This is a genomic window from Streptomyces sp. NPDC098789 (assembly GCF_044759975.1).
In the GTDB taxonomy this organism is placed as follows: Bacteria; Actinomycetota; Actinomycetes; order Streptomycetales; family Streptomycetaceae; genus Streptomyces.
Genome location: NZ_JBIWAJ010000014.1, coordinates 21,217 through 44,511 on the forward strand (window position 1 = coordinate 21,217; position 23,295 = coordinate 44,511).

The 23,295-nt window shown below is 72.8% G+C and carries 19 protein-coding genes; 9 read left to right on the plus strand and 10 right to left on the minus strand.

Features of this window, described 5'->3' with window-relative positions; all coding sequences use genetic code 11:
* Positions 1 to 182 precede the first annotated feature (182 nt).
* Together ACIQWR_RS26025 and ACIQWR_RS26030 are read left to right on the plus strand one after the other, a co-directional pair.
* Positions 183 to 2,531 (plus strand): collagenase, encoded by a 2,349-nt coding sequence (locus ACIQWR_RS26025; protein ID WP_404013961.1) that lies wholly within the window; start codon positions 183 to 185, stop codon positions 2,529 to 2,531.
* A gap of 461 nt (positions 2,532 to 2,992) precedes the next feature.
* Positions 2,993 to 3,574 carry a hypothetical protein gene (locus ACIQWR_RS26030; protein WP_404013962.1) on the plus strand — a complete coding sequence of 194 codons (582 nt, stop codon included), beginning with the start codon at positions 2,993 to 2,995 and terminating at the stop codon, positions 3,572 to 3,574.
* Positions 3,575 to 3,587: 13 nt separating this feature from the next.
* On the opposite strand, the gene ACIQWR_RS26035 is transcribed toward ACIQWR_RS26030, so the two are convergent.
* Complete coding sequence (locus ACIQWR_RS26035) at positions 3,588 to 4,592, minus strand: hypothetical protein (protein WP_404013964.1); 1,005 nt, start codon at positions 4,590 to 4,592, stop codon at positions 3,588 to 3,590.
* 396 nt (positions 4,593 to 4,988) lie between these two features.
* Here ACIQWR_RS26035 and ACIQWR_RS26040 point away from each other — a divergent pair, with 396 nt between their 5' ends.
* Both ACIQWR_RS26040 and ACIQWR_RS26045 read left to right on the plus strand, forming a co-directional pair.
* Entirely contained in the window at positions 4,989 to 5,579 is a 591-nt protein-coding gene (locus ACIQWR_RS26040) for an ImmA/IrrE family metallo-endopeptidase (RefSeq protein WP_404013967.1), read from the plus strand.
* Complete coding sequence (locus ACIQWR_RS26045; RefSeq protein ID WP_404013970.1) at positions 5,572 to 6,807, plus strand: DUF6545 domain-containing protein; 1,236 nt, start codon at positions 5,572 to 5,574, stop codon at positions 6,805 to 6,807. Before ACIQWR_RS26040 ends, ACIQWR_RS26045 begins: the two co-directional genes overlap by 8 nt.
* Positions 6,808 to 6,856: 49 nt before the next feature.
* Here the strand turns inward: ACIQWR_RS26045 and ACIQWR_RS26050 are convergent, their stop codons facing one another.
* The 3 genes from ACIQWR_RS26050 to ACIQWR_RS26060 form a co-directional block, all read right to left on the minus strand.
* Positions 6,857 to 8,191 carry an FAD-dependent oxidoreductase gene (locus ACIQWR_RS26050; protein WP_404013973.1) on the minus strand — a complete coding sequence of 445 codons (1,335 nt, stop codon included), beginning with the start codon at positions 8,189 to 8,191 and terminating at the stop codon, positions 6,857 to 6,859.
* 225 nt (positions 8,192 to 8,416) lie between these two features.
* A complete protein-coding gene (locus ACIQWR_RS26055) occupies positions 8,417 to 9,262 on the minus strand; it encodes a helix-turn-helix domain-containing protein (protein ID WP_404013976.1) in 846 nt (281 codons plus the stop codon).
* Positions 9,263 to 9,310: 48 nt separating this feature from the next.
* A complete protein-coding gene (locus tag ACIQWR_RS26060; protein ID WP_404013979.1) occupies positions 9,311 to 10,159 on the minus strand; it encodes an oxidoreductase in 849 nt (282 codons plus the stop codon).
* A gap of 276 nt (positions 10,160 to 10,435) precedes the next feature.
* Between ACIQWR_RS26060 and ACIQWR_RS26065 the strand changes: the two genes are divergently transcribed.
* Positions 10,436 to 10,615, plus strand: coding sequence for a hypothetical protein (locus tag ACIQWR_RS26065; RefSeq protein ID WP_404013982.1), 180 nt, complete (start codon positions 10,436 to 10,438; stop codon positions 10,613 to 10,615).
* Between the two features lie 63 nt (positions 10,616 to 10,678).
* On the opposite strand, the gene ACIQWR_RS26070 is transcribed toward ACIQWR_RS26065, so the two are convergent.
* Together ACIQWR_RS26070 and ACIQWR_RS26075 are read right to left on the minus strand one after the other, a co-directional pair.
* Positions 10,679 to 11,128 (minus strand): STAS domain-containing protein, encoded by a 450-nt coding sequence (locus tag ACIQWR_RS26070; protein ID WP_404013985.1) that lies wholly within the window; start codon positions 11,126 to 11,128, stop codon positions 10,679 to 10,681.
* A 217-nt stretch (positions 11,129 to 11,345) separates the two neighbouring features.
* On the minus strand, positions 11,346 to 12,596 hold the full coding sequence (locus ACIQWR_RS26075; RefSeq protein ID WP_404013988.1) for an FAD-dependent monooxygenase: 1,251 nt from the start codon (positions 12,594 to 12,596) through the stop codon (positions 11,346 to 11,348).
* 178 nt (positions 12,597 to 12,774) lie between these two features.
* On the opposite strand from ACIQWR_RS26075, the gene ACIQWR_RS26080 reads away from it, so the two are divergent.
* Complete coding sequence (locus ACIQWR_RS26080) at positions 12,775 to 13,767, plus strand: TetR/AcrR family transcriptional regulator C-terminal domain-containing protein (RefSeq protein WP_404013990.1); 993 nt, start codon at positions 12,775 to 12,777, stop codon at positions 13,765 to 13,767.
* Between the two features lie 74 nt (positions 13,768 to 13,841).
* Here the strand turns inward: ACIQWR_RS26080 and ACIQWR_RS26085 are convergent, their stop codons facing one another.
* The 4 genes from ACIQWR_RS26085 to ACIQWR_RS26100 form a co-directional block, all read right to left on the minus strand.
* Positions 13,842 to 14,405 (minus strand): dihydrofolate reductase family protein, encoded by a 564-nt coding sequence (locus ACIQWR_RS26085; RefSeq protein WP_404013993.1) that lies wholly within the window; start codon positions 14,403 to 14,405, stop codon positions 13,842 to 13,844.
* A 69-nt stretch (positions 14,406 to 14,474) separates the two neighbouring features.
* Positions 14,475 to 15,770 carry a hypothetical protein gene (locus tag ACIQWR_RS26090; protein WP_404013995.1) on the minus strand — a complete coding sequence of 432 codons (1,296 nt, stop codon included), beginning with the start codon at positions 15,768 to 15,770 and terminating at the stop codon, positions 14,475 to 14,477.
* Complete coding sequence (locus tag ACIQWR_RS26095; protein ID WP_404013998.1) at positions 15,770 to 17,161, minus strand: MFS transporter; 1,392 nt, start codon at positions 17,159 to 17,161, stop codon at positions 15,770 to 15,772. The genes ACIQWR_RS26090 and ACIQWR_RS26095 overlap by 1 nt, the downstream gene beginning before the upstream one ends.
* Before the next feature lie 45 nt (positions 17,162 to 17,206).
* Positions 17,207 to 18,475 (minus strand): B12-binding domain-containing radical SAM protein, encoded by a 1,269-nt coding sequence (locus ACIQWR_RS26100; RefSeq protein ID WP_404014001.1) that lies wholly within the window; start codon positions 18,473 to 18,475, stop codon positions 17,207 to 17,209.
* Between the two features lie 667 nt (positions 18,476 to 19,142).
* Here ACIQWR_RS26100 and ACIQWR_RS26105 point away from each other — a divergent pair.
* The 3 genes from ACIQWR_RS26105 to ACIQWR_RS26115 all read left to right on the plus strand — a co-directional run bounded on the left by ACIQWR_RS26105 (position 19,143) and on the right by ACIQWR_RS26115 (position 23,278).
* Entirely contained in the window at positions 19,143 to 20,876 is a 1,734-nt protein-coding gene (locus ACIQWR_RS26105) for a hypothetical protein (protein WP_404014004.1), read from the plus strand.
* Positions 20,873 to 21,988 carry a Gfo/Idh/MocA family oxidoreductase gene (locus ACIQWR_RS26110; protein WP_404014007.1) on the plus strand — a complete coding sequence of 372 codons (1,116 nt, stop codon included), beginning with the start codon at positions 20,873 to 20,875 and terminating at the stop codon, positions 21,986 to 21,988. Before ACIQWR_RS26105 ends, ACIQWR_RS26110 begins: the two co-directional genes overlap by 4 nt.
* A 174-nt stretch (positions 21,989 to 22,162) precedes the next feature.
* Positions 22,163 to 23,278 carry a Gfo/Idh/MocA family protein gene (locus ACIQWR_RS26115; RefSeq protein WP_404014009.1) on the plus strand — a complete coding sequence of 372 codons (1,116 nt, stop codon included), beginning with the start codon at positions 22,163 to 22,165 and terminating at the stop codon, positions 23,276 to 23,278.
* The last annotated feature ends 17 nt before the right edge of the window (positions 23,279 to 23,295 follow it).

Consider the following 23,295-nt stretch of genomic DNA (forward strand, 5'->3'; position numbering starts at 1 on the left):
AGTGGCATGTCCGGCGCCTGTAGTTGACAACGTTTCAGTTGCGGTGGCCGACGAATCTGGCCGAAACCCTTCCGGCGGGATGCGACATGTGAAATTTTACATGTCACATGCCAACCAGCATGCCCACTGCCTGGCCCGTGCCACCCAGCACGTGGCCTCAACGGCCCCGGAGGCCCCCGCAGATGCATCCCTTCCGGATATCGAAGGCCAACGCGCGCAGGCTTCCTGCGCTCGGCGCGGCCGTCTTCATCACGCTCGGCCTGTTCACACCGCCGAGCCAGGCCGCCGTCTCCGTCGGCACCACCGCCGCCGGCACCACCGCGGCCGGCGCCACCGCGCGCGGCGCCGCGGCCTCGGCGCCCCGGTCGATCCCGGTGCCCAAGTCGCCCGACGCGACGAACAAGAACGCGCGGTTGCGGATCTCCGCACAGGACAGCGCCCTGGTGTCCGCCCCGCCGCCCGCCCCCGCCGTCAAGCCGGCCACCCCCGTCAAGCCCGGCGCGCAGTCCTCCGCCGCAGCGGCAGACGCGTGCGGCGACCTCTCCGGCGTGATCAACTCCACGGGCGGCGCACTGGTCCAGCAGCTGAAGGCCCTCCCCCGGATCGACTGCACCTACCCGCTCTTCAACCTCACCGGGGAGAACGCGCGCAAGGCCTTCGGCGAAGCACAGATGGTCACCGTGGCCAACGCGCTGCGCGACGCCTCCGCCGGCTACGCGGGCAACAACAACGCCTCGGTGGGCCAGTTGGTCCTGTTCCTGCGCGCCGGCTACTACGTGCAGGACAACAACGCCGACGTCGTGGGCCCCTACGGTTCGGCGCTCGACGGCGCGGCGCGCGGCGCACTGGACGCCTTCTTCGCGTCCCCGCGCAGCAAGGACGTCACCGACGCCAACGGCGAGATCCTCAACGAGGTCGTCACGCTGATCGACAGCACCCACGCGGCCGGCCGCTACGCCGGCGTCGTCAAGTGGATGCTCGCCGGCTTCGACGCCACCTGGCCCGGCCAGATGAACCTCGCCATGCAGCACGTCGAGTGGGTCGTCCAGAACGGCTTCAAGGCGAAGAACGACGACCGCGGCTGGCGGGCCGCCCTCAAGGCCGACCCCAGCATCCTGAACACCTGGGCCGGCTTCATCACGCGCAACGGCGCGCAGCTGAACCGCTTGGACGTCGTCAGCAACGTCGGCCGCTACCTCGGCTACGCCCTCGACGTCCCCGAGCTCAAGGACCGGGTCCGGCCGCTGCTGAAGGACCTGATCAACCGCTACCCGAACGTCGGCCCCACCGCGCCGATCACCATGAACCTGGGCTGGTACACGCGCCAGTACGACAGGAACAACTGCGCGGCCTACGCCATCTGCGACCTGGGCGACCGCGTGCTGCCCGTGATCCTGCCGCTCCAGCACACCTGTACCCCGGGCCTGAAGATCCGCGCCCAGGACATGTCACCCGGGCAGTTGGGCGGCACCTGTACCAGCCTGGTCAACGAGGACGCCTACTTCCACCGGGTCATCGGCGACAAGGGCCCGATCCCCGGTGACGTGAACACCGACCTGGAGGTCGTCGTCTTCGACGACTACACGCAGTACTCCCTGTACGCCTGGGCCATCTACAACATCGACGTCGACAACGGCGGCATGTACGAGGAGGGCAACCCGGCCGCCCCCGGCAACCAGGCCCGCTTCATCGCCCACGAGGCCGACTGGCTGCGTCCGGACTTCCAGATCTGGAACCTCAACCACGAGTACACCCACTACCTCGACGGCCGCTACAACATGGCCGGCGACTTCGACGCCGGCATCACCACGCCGACCATCTGGTGGGTGGAGGGCATCGCCGAGAACATCTCCTTCGGCTACCGGGGCGAGCGCAACGCCGCCGCGATCGCCGAGGCCCCCAAGAAGACGTACAAGCTCAGCGACCTGTTCGACACCGTCTACAACCAGGACGCCGACCCCGACGTCAACTCGAACCGGGTCTACCGCTGGGGCTACCTGGCGGTCCGCTACATGCTCCAGGCGCACCCGGCCGACGTCGAGACCGTGCTGGGCAAGTACCGCGCGGGCGACTGGAACGGCGCCCGCACCTTCCTGAAGCAGACCATCGGCACCCGCTACGACGCCGGCTTCGACACCTGGCTCACCACGACGTGCGCGACCGATGACTGCGGCCCCCTTCCGGAGGCCCGGACCACCCCGCTCTGCACGATCGGCGACGCCCGCCAGTTCGACAAGAACTGCCGCCGCGACAACCTCGCGGCCGCCGCCGGCAACTACAGCTACCACTTCGTGTACCTGCCGGCCGGCGTCAAGCAGCTGACCATCACGAGCAGCGGGGGCGCCGGCAACGCCGACCTCTACTACAACGGGCCCACCTGGGCGACCACCAGCGGCTACCAGGCGAAGTCCACCCGCGCCGGCAACGACGAGACCCTGACGATCGACAATCCGCCGGCCGGCTGGGTCTACTTCAGCCTCGCCGCCGCGCAGGACTTCAGCGGGGTGAGCGTCTCCACGCAGTCCAAGTGACCGGATCCGCCGTCCCGACGGCGCCGCCTCACCGTCCGATCCACGGACGGCGAGGCGGCGCCTTCGCGTATCGGGTGATGCTGACGCGTCCGAGGTGATCTTGCGCATGCAAACCGGCCCGACCGTCCTCTCGCACCGTCGGGCTGCGCGCCGAACAGCCGTGCGCCGCCCGGCGGCTTCAGGGTTGCCACCGGACCCCAGAAGGGTCCGATCCCCATGCGACCCTCCCCCGTGGGGGCCGCAACCGTCGGGCGGCGCACAGCCGTACCGGAGCTCTGTTTCGCAGTAGCGAAAACAGGGGGCTCCGGTGGCAATGCCAAGATCTTGCGCCACGCACCCCAGCCATGTCAACAATAGTTATCACCCGCACGCACCTACACTTGCACTGCCGGAAGCGTGGCCGGGAGATCCCCGGGTAACCGGGACCGGAGCGGCTCCAGTACGGCAGGAAGGTGGCGGCGATGAGCGACTCCGTGGACGAGCGGGCGGCGCTGCTCGCGGAACGCCTGAACTTCCTCTTCGCCCACATCCACCCGCGCGGCGGCGCCCCGCAGTCGAACGAGGCCGTCGGCCTCGCCACCGGACTGTCGACGGCCGAGATCGCCGACCTGCGGGCCGGGGTCCCGCTGGACCGGCCGCCGGGGACCTGCCCCTTCGTGAGCAGGCTGGAACACCTGCTCAGGACCCGGGTGACGGAGTCCGGATCGCCGTACCTGCTCGGGGACGTCGCGAAGTCGTGCGGGAAGTCCCGGGTGTGGCTCTACAACCTGCTGGCGGGGAAGAGCAAGCCCACCCTGGAATCGACGATGGCCATCTGCCGGATGTTCCAGGTGGACCCGTCGTTCTTCACCGACGACCCCTCGCAGGCCCTCGCCCGGCACTTCGGCGTGGCCGCCGGGGCCCCGTTCTTCAGCCTGCCGCCCGACGACGTACGGGTCCGGGACACGAAGGCGTCGGTGGAACTCCTGGTGGAGCTCCGCGAGGCGGGCGTACCCGCCGTCATCGGCCGCTACCTCGGCAGTCTGCCCCGGCCCACCCCGTAGCACCACATCGGGCTCACCCCAGGTCCTGGTCCCGGTCGGGGGACGTCGCCCACCATTCGCCCAACGCCACCAGGTTGTTCGTGCCCGTGGCCCGGTAGATCCGGCCGAGCAGGCTGGTCAGGCTCCGCTCGCTGGTACCGAGGGTGCGCGCGATCTCCGAGCGGGTCCGGTTCTCCCGCAGCATGCGGATGAAGTCGCGCATCTGTGGTGTCGTCGCCAGCTCTCCCGCCTCCTGGCGCCGCTCCCCCCGCCACGGCCTGGACCGCTCCCACAGCTGCTCGTAGAACGACACGACGATCGCCACGACGACCGGCTGGGTGATGAAGAACGCCTCCGTCCGCCCATCGAACTCCGGCGGCGCCGCGATCATCACGGCCTTCCTGTCCACGACGATCATCCTGAGGTAATCGGGGGCCCGCGTGCGGACCGCGGCGCCCGCGTCCGTCATCGCGGCCACCCACTTGACCTCGGCGTCGCGGGCCCGCGCCGTGTTCGGATAGATCGTGCGGTACTCCAGACCCCGGCGGACGATGGCCAGGTCCCGCTCCAGCGATGCCTCCAGGCTCCACGCCGGCCGGTCGACGGGGTGCGCGCTCCACAGGCACGCCTCGACCCCCGCGACCATCCGCGTGAGCACGTCGTTCGCCTCCCCCTTGTCGGCGAGCCTTTCGATGCCCCCGACGGGCTGGGCACCCGCCTCCGCGGCGAGACCCGCCAGCACCTCGGGCACCCGGCTGAGCCGCTGGAGCCGGCCCAGCAGCTCGCCTATCTCCGCCTGTACGACCGACCGTTCCACCTGCGCGAGGTCCTGCACCACGTACCGGCCCTGGGAGAAGGGCGAATCGGCGATGAGCCCACCCGCGAGCAACTCGGACAGGGCGCGCTCCTGGCGGGCGCGCGCGGGGCCGCTCCCGGGGTCCGGCAGCGGCCCTCCGTCCGACAGGTGCAGGAAGACCTCCCGCGCCTCGGCCGACAGGTCCAGCCGATCGAGTCGCCCACCCGCGTCCGCTGCTCGCACTCACCCTCCCCATCGGGGCTTCCGATCCGGGAAGTGCGCCGACCGGAAGCCCCTCATACTTGATCTCCCCCGCGGGGAACGTACAGGCTACCCAGTGTGATTATCCAGGCACGGGCGCACCGCCCCGTCAGCCCTTCCCCGGCTGACCAGACCCGTGTCGGGGACGGACCCGGTCGCGCGCGACCCCCGCGCTCACCGAGAGTCAGTGCCTCCGCGGCCCTCTCGCCCGCCTCCGCCCCCACGCCCGCGACCGCGCCGGACGACTTACGGTTCGGCCCTCGCCTGGACTAGTCCGTCACCGTCGGCGGTCCGGCACACAGGGGAACGTCCGCGCTTCGTGCGGCCGATCCGTCGCACGCTTCCGCCGACACGCAGGTCATGTGGAGAGAACGATCAATGCAGGCAGTCCGCCGGACCCTAGGTCTCGTCGCGGGCACGGTCAGGGAGATCCGCACCCTGCGCAAGCTGCGCAAGCGCTTCTCCGCCCGGCTCGGGCTGTCCGCCCACCCCACCCTGGAAGACGTCCGCGAGGCGGTCGCCCTCAGCTGCGGCACACCGATCCGGATCGTCTACCTCCCCCTGCGGCACCCGTTCACCGGCGGACTGCTCCACACCCCCACCGAACTGACCCTCGTGGTCGACAAGAACTCGCCGACCATCCTGCAGCACTTCGTCATCGCCCACGAGCTCGCGCACGCCTTCCTGGGCCACGACCCGCAGACGGTGGGCCACGAACTGCGGTCCGTACTGCTCGCCGGGCTCGCACCGGCACTCGATCCGCGCATCAGCCGCATGATGCTGGCGCGGTCCTACTTCGACGGGCCCCATCCGAACCGGTCGCACGGCGAAGCCCTCCCCGAACGGGAGGCGGAGACCCTCGGCCGGCTCATCGTGAGCATGATCACCCACACGAGTGCCGGCCCGGGACCGGGACCGGGAGCCCCGGCCGCATCGGCGCTGCGCCACAGGGGGACGACCGGTGTCTGAGGACGCGGCCAACGTGGTCTACCTGATCATCGTCGTGGTGGCGTCGTGCACCACCCTCGGCAAGTACGCCGCCTGGCGCCGCGAGCGGTCCACGGCCCTGCGCCTGATCACCACCTGCTCGGCGGTCGGCGTCGTGGCCTTCCTGGTGGCGACACCGCTCGTGTGGCGGGCCGTCGCCCGTCTCACCGGCTCCGCGAACGTGGCCGAGCCGGTGGTCTTCGCCTGCATCCTCGCCTTCTTCGCCCACACGCACGTGATGTCCCTGATGTGGTGGCCCGCCGCCCCCGTTCCCCCGACCTCGACCGCGGCTCCCGGGCGGGGTCGGCTCGTGCGACCGTTGGCCGTGTACTGCGCCGCGGGCGTCGCCATGGTGGCCGGATTCGCCGCGGGCGACCTCGGCGACGCACCCCATCCGATGGAGTTCAACATCGCCTACGGCCAGGACCCGGGGGCCCTGGTGATGTTGGCCGCGTTCCAACTCGGGCTCGCGTACGCCTCGGTGTCGACGGCCGTGCGCTTCCGCCGCAACGCGCACTCCTCCCACAGCGATCCACGGCTGCGCCGGGCCCTGCGGCACATCTCGCTCGCGACCTGGTTCATCGCCGGGTACGTCGCCTGCGTCATGCCGGCCACGGTCGCGGGCGCCCTGGGATCGCACGCCCTGGACCCGCTCCACAGCCTCGGACCCGTCTCCGGCACGGTGGGGGCCCTCGTCATCAACTGGGGCTTCTCCGGTGCGGCGATCTCGCTCTGGCGCGCGGACCGGCGCGACTACCTGGCCCTCACCCCCCTGTGGGAGCTGACCCACCGGGCGGATCCCCGCATCGCCCTGGACGCACGCAACCGGGTCACCGACCTGGGCCTCCTCCACGTACGCGACTGGCACCTGGTGACGCGGACGGCGGACATCCTGAGCGCGATCCGGAGCCTCTACCCGTACTTCGACGACGAACCGGTGGTGCGCGTCCACCTCCTGGCACGCGCCGGGGGTTGGCCCCTGGAGGACGAACGGGCCGCCGCGGCCGCCGCCCTGGTCCTGCGGGCGGTCGCCCTCACCGGGAGCGGCGCCGAACGGGACGGCGAGACCGGCCTGGTCCTGCCCGGCGGGAGTCTCGATCCGGCTTCGCAGCGCGCCCACTTGGTGCGCGTCGCAGGCTACCTCGACCATCCCGACGTCCTGGCCGCGGCCGGCCTCGACGGGGCGAGGCGGCCGGTCCCGACGCCATAGCCGCCCGCCCCGGTCCGGCCCGCCCCGGTCCGGCCCACCTCGGCAGGACCTACCGGACGCGCCCCGGCGCCGCCTGGGCGCGCAGGGCAAGGGCCACCCTCCACCAGAACCGCGGGGTCTTCAGGTCCGCCGGCCGCCTGCGCATGTTCACCACGTCGAGGAACCGCCCGTGTACCCAGGCGTCCGTGACGGAGGCCCGGGCCATCAGCTCCGACATCCGGCGCGCCAGCGCGTACCCGGTGGGGTAGGGGCCCCGGACGTGCGGCTGGGCCAGGTCGGCGAGCGTGGAGACCTCCCAGGCCGCGTCGACCACCACCTCGACGTGGTCGAAGTACCCGCGGGCCGGGGCGTGGAGGTCCGCTCCCCCGCGCAGGTGCGCCGCGAGGCAGGAGGCGTGGAGGAGGGCGCAGGTCATGCCCTGCCCGTAGACCGGGTTGAAGGACGCCACCGCGTCCCCGACGACGAAGAGCCCGCCGGGCAGGCGCTCCACCGCCCACCACTTCCGGCGGAAGGAGTGGCCCATGCTGTACGTCCGCACCTCGCCGACCATCTCGCAGCCGTCGGCGACGACCCCGAAGGGCACGGCCATCTCCCGCATCCGCCGGACGAACTCCGTACTGTCACGCGTCGGACGCCTGTCCGCGTAGGCCACGATCACGGCCATCCACAGGTCGCCCTCCACCGCGGCCATGGCACCGGTGTCGGCCTGCTCGTCCGTCACGGACGGCAGCTGATGGGCCACGACCACTCCGGGAAGTTCGTTCCCCCTGCGGAAGAGCGCGGTGGCGTACCCCAGGTCGATCCGCATCCGGTCGACCGGCGGGGCCTCCCAGCCCGCCTCGGTCAACCACGCGGAGAGCCGGCTCGACCGGCCCATCGCGTCCACCACGGCATCTGCCGTGAGCGTCTGCTCCGGCTCCGGCTCCGACTCCGGTCCCGCGGCGCGCAGCCGGACGCCGGTGATCCGTCCGCCACGAGTGGTGAGCCCGACGGCCCTGGCGGTCACCACGTCGACGTGGTCGTCCGCGAGGGTACGCCGGCGGATGTGCTCCTCCAGCAACGCGCGGCTCACGCCGATCAGTTCGTTGCCGGGCACGTCGACCTTGCGCACGGTGTCCGCGAACATCCGGATCTCGTCGCCCGACCCCAGAACGGCGCCGTCGGCCAGCAGCTCCTCGGAGAGCCCGGGCCACCACCGGTCCGCTTGGCGCCGACCCATGTCGAGCAGCGCGTGGAGCTGACCGCTCTGCGGCACACCCGCCCTGGCGCCGCCCGCGCCCGGTGCGTCGGGTTCGACGATCGTGACCCGATGCCCCTCGCCGCGCACCGCCCGCGCGGCCGCAAGGCCCGCGATGCTTCCCCCCAGGACGACCACGTGCTTCACGCGCTTCTCCTCCATCGGCTCGCGACACCCCCGCCCTGCCCTGCCGGGCGGGGTGGGAGCAGCCTAGTGCTGTGGCCGGAAAGGTTTGCCGGGTCGCGGCGTCCGGTGCGGTGCATCGCAAGGCGGAGGACCTCGACTCGTACTGGACGTACCGTCGTGGTCCGAACAACGCCGCGAGGTGCCGTGCCGGGCGCCGCGACACGGTGAACCTTTCCGGTCACAGCACTAGACAACGGCGGGGGTGCGCATCGCGGCGAGGAAGGTCAGGGCCTGGGCGGTGCGGGAGCCCGGTTCGGCGGTGTAGACGAGGAGGCTCTGGTCGGCGGCGCCGCGCACGTCCAGGACCTGGTAGTCCAGGCTGAGTTCGCCCGCGAGGGGGTGGCGGAAATCCTTGCGGCCGCAGTGCTGGGCGCGGACGCGGTGGCTGGACCACCAGTGGCGGAAGTCCTGGTCCGCCAGCGACAGTTCTTCGACGAGGTCGGCCAGGGCGCGGTCCTCGGGGTAGCGGCCGGTGTCCATGCGGAGGTAGGCGACGCACTCCTTCGCCACCGTCTCCCAATCGGCGTAGAGCCCGCGGACGTGCGGGTCGAGGAAGCTCAGCCGCACGTGGTTGCGGTGCGCCGGCGCGACCTTCCCGAAGTCCGTGATCAGTGCGGCCGCGAGGGGGTTCCACGCCAGGACGTCCATGCGCCGCCCCAGGACGAGGGCGGGTACCGCGGTCATGCTGTTCAGCAGGGTCCGCGTGCCGGTGGACACCTGTGGGGCCGCGGCTCCCGGCGTGTCCGACCGTGGGGCGGGGCCGTCGGCTTCGGTCGCGCAGCGCAGCAGGTACGCCTGCTCGTCGGCGTGCAGACGGAGGGCGCGTGCGAGGGCCAGGAGGATCTCCGGCGAGGCCGATTTCGCCCTGCCCTGCTCCAACCGCACCACGTAGTCGACGCTGACGCCCGCCATCATGGCGAGCTCCTCGCGCCGCAGCCCCGGTACGCGGCGGTGGCCGGACGTCCGGATCCCGGCCTCTTCGACGCTCATCCGGGCGCGGCAGGCGCGCAGGTAGTCACCCAGTTCCGACACGGCGCGCTCCGTCCTCTCTTCGCCTCTTCATCGCTTCGTCGACTCTCCTCAGGCCAGGGCCCGGGCGTCGTCGCGGTCGGTCGACAGGGCCAGGTGTCGCCACGCCGCGGACTCGGCCCGGAGCCCCGCGATCTTACGGTCCAGCTCCGCGACGCAGTCGCTGCCCAACTGGGCCCGCAGGGGCGGGACGTCGGCGTCGGCCAGGACGAGGACCGCTGCGGCGCCCTTCACGGGGTCGCCGGGCTGGGTGTGGTTGAGCCCGGGAACCATATCGCGTACCGCTCCTGAGGTGGCGGCGTAGTCGTCGATGACGGTGCCCTCGGTGTGCAGGCTGCCCCCGTCGAGGAAGTCGGTGCGGAAGTAGCCCGGCTCGACCAGGGTCACCCCGATGCCCAACGGGGCCAGTTCGGCGTGCATCGCCTCGGAGATCCCCTCCACGGCGAACTTGGTCGAGCAGTAGATCCCGAAGCCGGCGGAGCTGCTGAAGCCACCCAGCGAGCTGAGGTTGAGCACCCGCCCCGAGCGCCGGCGGCGCATCACGGGCAGCACGGCACGGCTGACGTTGAGCATCCCGAAGACGTTCGTGTCGTAGACCGCGCGGACGGCCGTGTCCGAGGCCTCCTCCACGGCTCCCAGCAGACCCCGTCCGGCGTTGTTGACGAGGACGTCGATCGTGCCGTAGGTCTCGACGGCCACGGACACCGCCGTACGGGCCCCGGCCTCGTCGGTGACGTCGAGCGCGAGCGGGAGCAGGCGGCCCCCGTACCCGGGCAGTGCGGACGCGACGGCTTCGGGGTTGCGGGCGGTCGCGACGACGTCGTCACCGCGATCGAGGGCCTGGCGTGCGATCTCCAGGCCGAAACCGCGGGAAGCGCCGGTGATGAACCACGTGGTCATGCGTACTCCTCGGAACCGGGAACGGTGTGTTGCTGGCGGTGCTGTTCATGCTCGGCGCCCGCGAGGAGTTCATCCAGGGAAGGATGTGCATAGGAAGATGGTGCCGTGGCGGAGAGACGCAGGACGAAGAAGACGAGGAAGCGTCCCCCCTTCGGCATACCGGAGGAGGTCATCCTCCTGGCAGCACGCGACGCGTGGCCGTACACCGTTAGGGCCGAAGGGGCGGATGGCACGGGTAGTGCCGGCAGTGCGGGTGGTGCGTGCGGAAGGATCCCGATGCCTCGCGACGCAGCCGTCGAGGACGCGCAGGCGGCGGTCCTCACCACCCTCGCGGACCTCACCCGCACCTTCCACGGCGTCGACATCGACATCGTCTGGTCCCCGCTGCCGCCCGACTCGTGGGTCGGTCGCATCCGGCGTACGACGAGCCCGGTCAGTGGCCCAGGGCTCGTTTGAGTTGGGCCTTGTTCGACCGGCTCCCTTCCTCAGCGCCCGGCTCGCTGCCGGGCCGCACGGTGCCTACCCCGCCCGGAACGGCTCAGTCGTGCGCGGCCGGGATGCCCGGGAGACGGGGGCCGGGGCCGGATCCGGCCCCGGGGTGGCGAGGGTGCGGCGCAGGTCGTGGGTGGCTGCGCGGCGGTGCCCGGCCGGGCGGCCGCGGTCCGCTCCGGGCAGACCGGCCTCGTCGATCCGGTCCAAGAGGCCCAGCGGCTGGCGACGCCAGTTGCAGACGAACAGGGCGATGCCACGGGCCCGGGCCCGGCGACCGAGGTCGAGGAGGCGGTGCAGTCCCGGCAGGTCCATGAAGGGCACGTGCCTCATGTCGCAGACCACTACGCAGACGTCACCTCCCAGGACGTGGCGCAACGGGTCGAAGCCGGGGCCCGCGCCGATGTCCAGCGCACCGACCGGAGTGAGGTGCAGGGTGGGTCCGTAGTGCCGCACTTCTATGTGGAAGTCGCTTCCCATGGCGTTACATCCCGGTGCGTCGGTCCGTTGGTGCGTCCTCCCTCCGTGGCGGCTGCCCGCCCACCGCCGGGTGAAACCCGCTGGTCCACGCCCCGTGGGACACACCCGGTGGGTCATGATGGTGCCGCCTCCCGGTATCCCGAACGGGGCACGTGTGGACGTCGTGGGCCCGTGATCCCCGTCCACCCGACCTGCGGTGTCCCATGGCTACGGGCGATCAGCTCGGGTGTGCGGCGAGGCCGTAGTCCGGCAGTGCGATGTCCCCCGCCTTGGCGAACTGCGCGGCGAGCAGGTTCCGCATCGGCCACCGGTTCATCGACCTCATCGAGAGGTCGCGCATGCGGATGCCGAGGCGGCTCGACGGCGCGTACCCGGCGGCCCCGCCGGGCGGCAGCTGCTGCGCCTGGTCGACGTACGGGCGCATCACCTCGTCGTAGCGGCGGAAGGCGACGCCGTGGTCCCCCGTGGCCGCGGCCAGCTCACCGGCCAGTACGTACGCGCCGACCAGGGCGAGGCTGGTGCCGAGGCCGGTCAGCGGGGTCGCGCAGTATCCGGCGTCGCCGAGCAGGGCCACCCGGCCGCGCGACCAGCTGTCGAGGCGCACCTGGCCCATGGAATCGAAGAAGAAGTCCGGGGCGGTGCGCATCGAGCGCAGCAGGGCGGGGGTCTTCCAGCCGACCCGGGCGAAGCGCCGGGCCACGAGATCCTGCTGGGCGGCGACGTCACGGCGGTCGTAGGAGAGCGCCGGCGAGCGGAAGCTGAAGCCTGCCTTGATCTCGCCGGGCAGGCGACCGGGCCGGGCGGAGACGACCAGGCCGCCGGGCGCGTTGTGCATGAGGAACCAGCCGTCGAGGTCCGCGCGGTTCAGGTCCGGGCCGTCGAAGGCGGTGAACCAGGCCGTGTGGACGTCGATGGGGCGGACGAAGTCCCGCTCCGGGCCGAAGGCCAGCGCGCGCACCACGGAGTGCGGCCCGTCGGCGCCGATGACGAGCGCGAACCGGCGCGGCGCGGCCCGTTCGAAGGTCACGGTGACCCCGTCCCCGTCCCCGTCCCCGGCCCCGCCCGGCCCCTGATCGATGCCGGTGACGGTGTCGTCGAAGAGGTACTCCGTGTCCGCCGCGGTGGCCTCGTACAGGAGGCGGGCCAGGTCGCCGCGGAGGATCTCGATCTCGGAGACGATCCCCTCACCGCCGAAACTGTCGGCCGGGATCCGCGCGGTGGTGCGGCCGCCCGCGTCGACGAGCGCGAAGCCGTGTTGGTCCACGCTCTCGGCCCTGGCCCGGTCCATCAGGCCCATCCGCTCGATCACGGTGCGGCCGGCGCCGCGCAGATCCACGGTCTGTCCGCCGGGGCGGGGTGCCGGGGTGCGCTCCACGATCGTGACCTCGAAGCCCGCCTTGCGTAGCCAGTACGCCAGCGCGGGCCCCGCGATGCCAGCGCCACAGATGAGTACCTCGTTGTTCGCCATGCCGCGAATGTACGCCGTACGCGATGTAGTGCACAAGCGCGAAAATCCCGTCAGGTATCGTGAGTTGTGCCGTACCGCACTAGTGCGGAAGGGCGAAGAATCGCTCGCTCCCGCCGCTCGGACGGCGACGGCGGCTAGGATGGCGCACATCAGGGTGCACTAGTGCGGAGGAGTGTCGGTGAGCGAACGGGCGGTACCGCGCTACAGCCGGATCGTCGGCGAACTGCGGCGGCGGATCGAGGCCGGCGAACTGGCGCCCGGCGATCGCGTGCCGTCGACCCGCGAGATCACCCGGCAGTGGGGCGTCGCGATGGCGACCGCGAGCAAGGCGCTCGCCGAACTGCGCCGGGACGGCGCGGTCCGCGTCGTCCCGGGCGTCGGGACGGTCGTGGCGGCCCCGGCCGGCCCGCCCCGGCCCAGCCGCCCGACGGCCTCCGCCCGTCCCGCACCCCCCACCTCCCCCGTGCGCCCTGACGGGGCACCCGACGCCGCCCCCTCGCCCCAGACGGGGCTCACGCTGGGCCGGATCGTCGGCGCCGCCGTCGCGATCGCGGGCGCGGAGGGACTGGCGGCGGTCTCCATGCGACGGGTCGCCTCCGACCTCGGGGTGGCGACCATGTCCCTGTACCGGCACGTGGCGGACAAGGACGACCTGCTCACGCGGATGATGGACGCCGTCATGGCGGAACGCCCACTGCCCGCCGAGCGGCCGGAGGGCTGGCGGGAGGCGATCGAGCTGGCGGCCCGGCAGCTCTGGGACCTCTTCCGCCGCCACCCCTGGCTCGCACCGGCCCTCTCGGTGACGCGCCCCCAGGTGATCGTCTCGGGCTTGTCGTACAGCGAGTGGATGCTCGCGACCCTGCACGCGCACGGCCTCGACCTGCAGTCCGCCTTCACCGCACACCTCACGCTGCTGAACTACGCCCGTGGCGTCGCGGCCAACCTGGCGTCGGAGCGGGAGGCCGAGGCCGACAGCGGGCTCGACAGCGAGCAGTGGATGGACACCCAGGAGCCCGCGCTCCTTGCCGCCATGGGCAGCGGCCGGTTCCCCGCGCTCTCCCGCCTCGCCGCGGTCGGGTACGACTTCGACCTCGACGCCCTCTTCGAGTTCGGCCTCCAGCGCCTCCTGGACGGCCTCGCCACCCTTCTCGACGGGGGCTCCGCCGACTGAGCGCGGGTGAGCCCGCAGGATCGGAGGCCTCGGGACGGCGGAGGACCGGGCGCTCACGGACCCCCGCGACCGGCCTAACGGACCACGATGTGGCGGAGGTGGACGACTCCCGTGGGGAAGGTCCGGGTCTCCGCGAGTTCCAGGTCGACCCGGCGCTCGGCGCGGGGGAAGAAGGGGATCCCGCCGCCCAGCAGCACCGGGTGGATCCGCGCCCGGTACTCGTCGATCAGGCCCGCCTCGGCCACCGCGGCGGCGAGGGTGGCACCGCCGATCGCGATCTCGCCCTCGCCCGGCTCGGCCCGCAACCGCTCGATCTCCTCCACCGGGCCGCCGGAGGCCAGCCGCGCACGGCCCCGCACCGCCGTCAGGGTCGTGGAGAACACCACCTTGGGGAGCGGGTTCCAGAGCCCGGCCCACTCCCGCATGGTGTCGTCCAGCGACGGATCCTGCTCGGCGGTCTCCCAGTACAGCATCGTCTCGTACAGCCGTCGGCCCATCAGGTGGCAACCGACCCCTCGGAACTCCTCCGTGATGAAGCGGAAGAGCTCCTCGTCAGGATCCGTCCAGTCGAAGCCGCCGTCCGGCCCGACGATGTATCCGTCGAGCGAGACGCCCATGGAATAGGTCACCTTGCGCATCAGAAGTCCTCCTCGACCACGGGTCCGACCGTACGGCCGCCGGGCCCCGTCCCCGGGGGCCGACACGGCTCACCAGAATTGTCGGAGGTTGAAGCTCCGCAGGGACACGTGACTCGCGGGCTCGGTCGTGCTCCTGGCGTAGAGCAGTGGCATCGCCGTACGCGCCGATCCGTACGCGGCGTTCCACGCGAGCCATTGGTACGCGTCCCAGCCGCGCTCCATGCCGATGCCCACGCCGTCCCTGCTCAGCGTCGTCGTGGCCAGCCGGTGGTGGAAGGCGACGTCGTAGCGGGCCTTGACCTCCAGCGGCCGGCGCTGGTGCCGGTCGAACCAGCGCAGTGCCGATGCGCCGCGCTCGCTCGGGTCCTCGGAGTCCGCGTGGACCGCCAGCAGTTCGTCGAGGTCGTACGGCTCGTTCCGCATGAACCGCAGCATCGTCCCCTTCGCGGCCTCGACGGCCGCGTCCAGCGTCCCGCCCTTGAACCACCGAGGCTCCGCGGGCGCGCCCGACCAGTCCGGGCCGAAGGCCTGCGTCATGTCCCGCTCGACCGTCTCGCTGAAGGGATCCAGCGGGGTGAAGCGGAACTCCGTGTCCGAGAGGACGTTGTGGCGCGCCAGTAGCGCCGACACGTCGTCCGCGTGCTGGTCGAGCGTGCGGAGCAGGTGCTCCGTCCTGCCATCGCGCGCGTAGCGCAGGAAGACGAGGGAGTGCACCGTGCCGGCGGCCCGGCCGGTCGCCGTCTGCTGGGACACGTTGACCGTGCGCGCCTTCGCGTGCGAGTTGTCGAGGAGCGAGGCGACGAAGGCCACCATCCGGCTCGATCCCGCGGGGTCGACGTGCTCGGGCAGCCGGGGGTCGCCCACACCTGCGCGGTGCGCGCACAATCCGATCTCCACGGCCAGGGCCGGCCTGTCCCGCAGCAGCGCCGAGAGGAAGCACGCGCCGTCCAGGTAGCGGTTCGCCTCCGGGTTGAACGTCTCGCCCTGCCGGCTGAAGCGGAACCCGGCGACCATGGTGGGGACCAGCGCCAGCATGCGCGGGACGGTCAGGGCGGTGCGGTCGACCCGCGGCAGCCGGTCCAGCAGCTCCCTCGCCTTGATGATCTCCTGGCGCACGGCGACCTGGCCGCTGCACGCGTAGATCGTCGCCGCGATCGCGGCCTCCCATCGGCCGGGCCGTTTGAGCGCCAGCGGATGGATGTCCGCCATCGCGTCCGGGGAGGGCAGCGGTGCGTCGTCGACCGACTCGGCGTCCTTGCGGAGGGCACACAGTTCCGCCAGCTCGCGCACGGGGATCTTCGCGCCGTTGTAGCGGCTCAGTGCCTGGGACCTCGAGTAGTCCCAGAACACCATCTCTTCTGCCATCACGCGTCTCTTCCTGTTTCTCTTCCTGCTTCTCTTCCTGCTTCTCTTCCTGTACCGCTGCCTGAATCGCCGCCCGTATCGCCGCCCGCCTTCGATCCCGTGCGGGCACCCGCCGCCCCGCCCGTCCCGCTCACGCCCTCCGGGAGGACCGGGCCGGTGGCGCGCCGTACGCCGGCCAGCGCCGCAGCGGCGGCCAGCGCGGCCACGGCCAGCAGCGCCCACGGCCACCGGGGGCCCAGGGCCAGTGCCGCGGTCAGGGTCAGCGGGGCGATCGCGGCGCCGATCCCCCAGGACAGCTGGTGCAGGCCGAGGTGGCGGCCGGGGGTCGCGTCCGGGGCCATCCGGACGGCCACGACGTCGCTGGTCGGGGCGTGCATCAGCTCCGCCGCGGTGAACACCAGCACGGCGAGCGCGAGGAGGGGCAGCGCGGCCGAGCGCGGCAGCCCGCTCGCCGCACCGAACAGCACGGCCGCCACGGACCACACCAGAGCCGCCCGCTGGAGGGTGCGCAGGTGCTCGCGCCGCTCCAGGTACCGCACGGCCAGCGACTGGCCCGCCATGACCAGCAGGGTGTTCAGCGCGAAGACCGCGCCCACGACCCAGGCGGGCTGCCGGAGTTGCTGGACGACGTAGAGCGGTACGAGCACCGGCAGCGCCGTGCAGAGGAGCACGAGCACCGTGTTGGCCGCCACCATGGCGAGGTAGGCGCCTCCGGGCCGGGGGCCGACCGTACGGTTGCCGGGCGCCGCCGGCACCGGACCGGCGGACGGGCGCCGTTCGGTGGCAGGCAGCAGCGCGATGAGGACGGTGGCGAGGAGGTAGCTGGCCGCGTTCGCCGCGAGGACGAGGCGCAGGCCGGTCAGGCCGTGCCCGGCCAGGAAACCGGCCGCGAGCCCGCCGACGGCCATCCCGGCATTGCGCAGGGTGCGTTCGAGGCCGTACCAACGCATCAGCTCGCCGGGGTGGCACCGGCGGGCGAGGAAGGCCCTGTTGGCGGGCCAGAAGAGGTTGTCCCCCAACGCCGCGAGGGTGGCCGCGACCAGCAGCGTCGTCGGGGAGCCGGTCGCCAGGTAGACGCAGAAGGCCGTCGCGCGCAGCACGTGGGCCGCCTGGACCAGGGGCAGCGGGCCCCACCGGTCGATCAGCGGCCCCGACAGCGGCCCGGCGGCCAGTGCGGCGGCGCCGGCCACCGTCAGCAGCGTTCCGGCGGTGGCCGCCGTCATCCGGTCCTGCCACGTCAGGTAGAGCAGCAGGAAGGGCAGTGCCAGGCCGCTGCCGGTGCTGTCGATCGCCACGGCGGCGAGCAGGCGCCGCTGACCGTTCAGCCGGGGCAGGCCGAGCGCCGCGCCGAGCCGCCCCGGCCGCGGCGGCGCGGACGGTGTCGCGCTCACCGCGAGCCGACCTCCGCGCTCGTCACGCGGTGACCTCCGGGAGCCTCACAGCTCCGCCATGGCGTTGCCGAGGTAGTTGGGCAGTCGGGACAGCTGCCCCCAGAGCTCGTCGAGGTCCACGGGATAGCTCTCCCGGTAGCGCCGGGTCACGGCCTCCACCTCGGCCCAGGTGGTCGGCATCCTGCCGTCGTTGTAGCGGGGCGCCAACTGGTCGTACAGCTTGGTGCCGGGACGCAGGAAGAGCTGGTTGAGGCCGAAGTAGCCGGGCAGGTCCGTCGCCCATTGCAGCAGGTCGCCGTTCTCGCAGGCGGGATCGTCGGGCAGGCCGATGAGGACGAACGCGAACGGCGTCACCCCCGCGTCCTGGAGCCTGCGCACCGCCGCGTTGGTCACCCCGGGCTTGATCCGCTTGCCGACCGGTGTGTCGGCGATGCCCGGGGACTCGGCGCCGAGCCACATGCCCTTGCAGCCGGCCCGCGCCCACTCCTCCACGTCCGTGCGCAGCACGACCTCGGCCCGGCTCTGGCCCGTCCAGCCGATGTCCTGCCCGGTCAGGCCGCGGCACAGGTCCCGGTAGTAGGTGGGGTGGAGCCCGAAGACGTAGTCGAGGAAGAAGATGAAGTCCACGTCGCGTTCGCGCATCGCGGCGATCTCCGCGAGGGTGCGCTCCACGGGCTGCGGGCGCATGCGGGTGCCGAACGGCAGGTGGCAGAAGGTGCAGCCGTAGGTGCAGCCGCGCACCCCGAGCACGATGCCGCACGAACCGCGGCGCACCTGGCCGTCCGTGAACACCTCGGCGGTGTAGGAGCTCATGTCGAACAGGTCGTACGCCGGCAGCGGCCACTGCTCGGGGGCGAGCTGCGGATAGCTGTCCACCAGTGGCATCACGGGCAGGGAGGGCCGACCCGCGATCAGGTCGCGCACCGCCTGGATGCCGGCGGAGTCGGTCTCGCCGCGGGCGACGAAGTCGACGCCCAGTTCGCGGCGGGTGGCGTCCGGGAGTTGGGTGGCGTGCGGTCCGCAGGCGAGCAGGGTCGCCCGCGGCCACTGCCGACGCGCCTGCTCCGCCATCTCCTTGACCGGGTCCAGCACGAGCGGGTAGCACTGCGCGCGGTCGGCGATGGCGGTGATCACGACCACGACGTCGGGGGCGCCGTCGGTGTCCGGCGGGGAATCGGTGAGGCGGTTGTCCCAGACGGACACGCGCACGCCCTCGGCGCGCAGCACCGCGCAGGCGTTGGCCACGTCGAGCGGCAACTGAAGGAATTCGCGGTCGAATTCGTCGTCGGGGATGGCGAAGAGAACATGGGTCACGAGGGGCTCCCGGGCAGTTTCATGGGCGCGTGGGGGGCATGGGGCGGCACGAGGACCCCCAATGGGTGCGGAGGCACGGGGCCTACGGTCGGGGAACCGTGCCGGACCGGGATGCGGGAGGCCGAGCGCACCCGGGCCGCCCCGGCACGGCGACCTTACGAAGACCGCCCGCCGCTGCCACAGCCCCTACGACCCCTACGACCCCCTATCGCGCACCTGGACGGCGGGTGGCCCGGTGCGTCCGGGGACGCACCGGGCCGCGGTGCGCCCGGCCCCTCGCCCGGCCACCGCCCCGGCCACCGTGCCGGCTCCCGTGCCGGCCACCGCCCCGGACCCGCGCCGGACCCGCACCGGCCACGGCCCCGGATCCGTACGGCACCCCGCGCCCCGGCCCCGGTCGTCGGTAGGGGGTCGTAGGGGGCGTAGGGGCTGGGGCGTCGGCCGGAGACCTCCATAGGCTCCCGATGTGCCGGACGGGCCCCCTGCGAAGCGACCCGGGAAGGCCCACGCGGCCCCCGGACCCGCCCCACGGGCCGTCACCGCGCCGCGTATCCCGCGCCCCCCGCTCCCGACTCCCCGCCCCGGGAGGCAGCGCCGGCCGCTCCCCGCCGGTGTGCCGGACGCCCCGGACCGCCGGCCAGCTCCACGACGAGAAGAGGTTGGAACGATGACGTTGACCGAAGGAGAGTCCAGGGGTGTCGCGCTGGAGGACGTCGCCGTCCCGTGCCCGGGCACCGGACGGTACGAGGTCCTCGACGGTCGCATGACGCCCCACGACGTCGACGCGACCGTACGCTCGGTGTTGCGCGGTGAGGGCGTCCCACTCGGGGAGCCGGAGCCCGGGGCGCCCGCTCCCGGGCGATCGGCCGCCGGGGGGCTGCTGTTCGACCTGGACGGCACCTCCGTACGGCTGCGCAGTCGACCCCTCGCCGACGCCGCCCCGGACACCCTCGACGCCGTCGCTCCCCCGGCCGCCCGCACCCAGGTGCTGCTGTCGGCCGACGGACCGCTCTCCGAGCGGGCCGGGGCCGTCTTCGACCGCATCGTCGGGGCGCTGACCCTGCGCGGCCACTGCTACACGCCCGCGGAGGTCGAGACCATCGTGGCCGGCATGCCGCTGGTGGCCCGCTACTCCACCGGGGAACCTGCCTTCCACGACTGGGCGTTGATCTTCCGCGACCATTACGTGGAGAACAGCGTCGGCTTCCTCCTGGGCATGGAGCGGGCCGGGATCGACCCGCAGTGGATCTTCGCGCTCTCCAAGGGCGACCGGACCCTGCACCGCGACCGCGTGCACGCCTGGTTCCTGCACCGCGGCTACCGGAGCGACACCCTGGACAACTCGGTCATCAACGGCTCGGCCGACACCTCGGCGCGCGCGTACGCCCTCGCGGTCAACGAGCAGGTGGACGACTTCGTGCGCAGCGCGCACGCGGCGGGCCGCAAGGTGCTGGTGATCGACGACGGCGGTCTGCTCGCGCAGGGTTACGGGGCCGAGGGCGTCCTGGAGGACGGCATCGACGGCGCCGTGGAACTGACCGTGAGCGGGTTGAAGCGGATCGCGGGGGCGCCCGGCGAACTGACCATCCCGGTGCTCAACATGGCGCGTTCGCGGCTGAAGAGCATGCTCGGCTACAACGAGATAGCCGACTCGTGCGTACGCCGACTGCGTGCGATCCTGCCGGGCGAGAAGTTCATCGGCCGGCACGTGCTGCTGCTGGGCTACGGCACGCTCGGGGGTCGCGTGGCGCACGCGCTGCGCGCGCTGGGCTGCCGGGTGGCCGTGGTGGACACGGACGTCCTGGCGCTGATCACGGCCGCGGAGCACGGGTACGAGACGTACCGCAGCATGGGCGAGGCGCTCGGCGCCCACGCGCCCTTCCTGATCATCGGCAACAGCGGTGAACTCGCCCTCACCCACGACGATCTGCCGCTGCTGCCCGACGGGGTGTACCTCGCGGGGTTCGCCACGAAGGACTTCAGCCTGCTCAGCGAGGGTTTCGAGGGGCTGCGCTCCACGCCGGTCCCCCAGGTCGGCGTCCGCCACACCCTGCCCGGCGGCACCACGGCCACCCTGCTGGGGGACGGCCGCTCGCTCAACCTCTTCGAGTACGAGGGCATCGCGAACCGCGGTTACGACGCCTACCGCGCCGGCACCCTGATCGCGGCGAAGCTGCTGTGCCGCGAGGCGGGCGGGCTCGCCCCCGGCATCCACCTGGAGCCCGTGGACCGGGAGATCGACGAGGCCGGGCTGTTCGGCGCCTACTACGAGGAGTACCTGGCCTCCGGCACCCGCCACCGCGGCGCCGCGGTGGCTCCGGCGGCTCCGGCGGCTCCCTCCGTACCGGTCGCACCGGTCGCACCGGCCTCGCCGGTCCCGGTGGTCCCGGTGGTCCGGTGAAGGCCCGCACGTCCGGTACCCGCGTCTGCGTGGTCGGGTACGGGGCCGCCGGCCGGTTGCACCAACGGCTGCTGGGTGAGCTCGGGTTCGACGTGAGCGTGGCCGATCCCGCACCGGGTGCCGTCCCGCCCGCGGTTCCCGTCTTCGACTCGGTCGAGGGGGCCGCCCGTCGCCCCGTCGACGTCTGGTCCGTGTGCTCGCCCACCGCCACCCACGTGGCGACGGTCGCGCAGGTGCTCGCCGTGGACCCGGCGGCCCGACTGCTGGTCGAGAAGCCGCTGTGCCGCGCGTGGGAGATCCCCGAGCTGACCTCCCTGTTGGACGCCCACCCCGAGGCCCGGCTGGTGGTCATGGACCAGTACCGGCACTCCCGGGCCATGGCCCTGCTGCGGAGCATGCGGCAAGAGCTGACGCCCGGGCACGCGCTGCGCGCGGTCCGCGTCGGCTTCGGCAAGGACCGGCGGGCCGACATCGCCGCGGGCCGGTTCGTCGACCACGACTACGGCGTCTTCGGCTACGAGTGGTTGCACATGCTGGCCCTGGTCCGCGGCGCGCTGCCGCCGGAGACGTACGACCGCTACATGGGCACCGACCCGCAGGCGTGCGCCCTCCAGGTGGCGATCGACCCCGAGTTGACCAGTACCGCCGCGCACGAGCGGGCCGTGGCCGACGGCGTGGACATCGAGTTGTACTCCACCATCGTCGGCCCCGACCCCTCCGGGCAGGTCGAGGTGCCCACTTGGTTCGACCTGCCCCTCGCGGCCGACGAGAGCAGGCAGCGACACGTCGACGTGCTGGCCGGGCCGGTGCGCTTCGGCCTGGACCTGGACCCGGTGACCCTGCCGCGCGGCACCCGGCTGCCGCGCAACACCCACCGGCTCACCGCGGAGGGGCCGGGGCTACGGCGCGAGTGGCTGATCCACGACTCCCCGCTGGACAACGCCCTGCGGTGGGCGGTGGCGACGCTGCTGTCCCCCGCCGGCCCGCCCGGCCTCGACCTGCGGGGCGCGGCGCGCATCGGCCTGTTGGCCGAGGCGGCCCACCCCGAGCGACCCGTCGGGACCTCCCGGGGCGCGCACCCCGGTCTCCGACCGCCCTCCGTCCGCACCTGAGCGGCGGCCGGGCCCCCGCACCTGGCACTGCCCGTACGAGCAGGGGCCCGGCCGAGCGCGACGACCGGAAGCGCCGTCCCCCGGCGCTACGCGCACCACCCGCACCACCCGCAACATTCGCACCACCCACACCACCCGGGCCGACCCCACGGCCCCGACTGGAGGAGAGATCCCGTGCTCACGTTCGGAGTGATCGGCTGCGGGTCGATCGGCGGCTTCCTGGCCCGGTTGCTGACGCGCGAGGACGCGGAACTGGCCGGCCGGGCACGGCTGGCGGCGGTCGTCGGCCGGGACCCGGTGCGGGCCGCGGCGCTCGCGGCCGAGGTGGGCTGCGCGGCGACCGACGTGGCCGGACTGCTCGCCCGGCGGGACGTGGACGCCGTACTCGTGTGCACTCCGAGCGGCACCCATGCGGAGCTGGCCGAGGCGGCCCTGCGCGCGGGCAAGCACGTACTGGTGGAGAAGCCGGTCGACGTGACGCCACAGGCCGCCGACCGGCTGATCGCGGTGGCCCGGGAGACGGGGCGGACGCTCGGCGTGGTGTCCCAGCACCGCTTCGACCCCGCCGCCCGGCTGGCCCGTTCGGCGATCGAATCGGGTCGGCTGGGCCGGGTGACCTCGGTCATGACCGAGCTGTCCTGGTGGCGCGGGCCCTCGTACTACGCCTCCGGCACCTGGCGCGGCACGCGGGCCCTGGACGGTGGCGGAGCGCTGATGAACCAGGCGATCCACGCGGTGGACCTGGTGCAGTGGTTGGCCGGGCCGGTGGTGGAGGTGGCGGCGCACACCGCACGACTGGCCCATCCCGGCATCGAGGTGGAGGACGTGGCGACGGCGAGCCTGCGCTTCGCGAACGGCGCGCTGGGCACCCTGCTCGCCTCCACGGCGGCCTACCCGGGGCGCACCGCCCGGACCGCGGTGAACGGCGACCGGGGCTCCGTGGTCATCGACGACGACAAGCTCGCCTACCTGCACCTCGCCGCGGAGGGCGAGGACGCGCCCGCCTACGGGGCGTTCGGCGCCGCCGACCAGTCCGCGGCCTACGCGGCGGAGTTGGCGGGCGATGGCGCCCGGGACGCCTCGGGCCTGCTGTACCAGCCGCACCGGGACCAGCTCCTGGACTTCTGCGACGCCGTGCGCGAGGGGCGGCCGCCGCTCGTGGACGGGGCGGGTGGCCGCCGGGCGGTGGCCGTGGTGACGGCGATCTACGCATCGGCCAGGACCGGTCTTCCGCAGCGAGTGGACCGTGCTGTTCCGGCCAATGATGGGCGCACGCAGAAGAGTCCCTGAACGGGGGAGCGCTTGAG

Bases quoted from the DNA above. Each gene is read 5' to 3' on its own strand.
- ACIQWR_RS26060 (WP_404013979.1), bottom strand. From the start codon at position 10,159: ATGACCACGTGGTTCATCACCGGCGCTTCCCGCGGTTTCGGCCTGGAG.
- ACIQWR_RS26025 (WP_404013961.1), top strand. From the start codon at position 183: ATGCATCCCTTCCGGATATCGAAGGCCAACGCGCGCAGGCTTCCTGCG.
- ACIQWR_RS26070 (WP_404013985.1), bottom strand. From the start codon at position 11,128: ATGGGAAGCGACTTCCACATAGAAGTGCGGCACTACGGACCCACCCTG.
- ACIQWR_RS26085 (WP_404013993.1), bottom strand. From the start codon at position 14,405: ATGCGCAAGGTGACCTATTCCATGGGCGTCTCGCTCGACGGATACATC.
- ACIQWR_RS26090 (WP_404013995.1), bottom strand. From the start codon at position 15,770: ATGGCAGAAGAGATGGTGTTCTGGGACTACTCGAGGTCCCAGGCACTG.
- ACIQWR_RS26065 (WP_404013982.1), top strand. From the start codon at position 10,436: ATGCCTCGCGACGCAGCCGTCGAGGACGCGCAGGCGGCGGTCCTCACC.
- ACIQWR_RS26105 (WP_404014004.1), top strand. From the start codon at position 19,143: ATGACGTTGACCGAAGGAGAGTCCAGGGGTGTCGCGCTGGAGGACGTC.
- ACIQWR_RS26040 (WP_404013967.1), top strand. From the start codon at position 4,989: ATGCAGGCAGTCCGCCGGACCCTAGGTCTCGTCGCGGGCACGGTCAGG.
- ACIQWR_RS26030 (WP_404013962.1), top strand. From the start codon at position 2,993: ATGAGCGACTCCGTGGACGAGCGGGCGGCGCTGCTCGCGGAACGCCTG.
- ACIQWR_RS26075 (WP_404013988.1), bottom strand. From the start codon at position 12,596: ATGGCGAACAACGAGGTACTCATCTGTGGCGCTGGCATCGCGGGGCCC.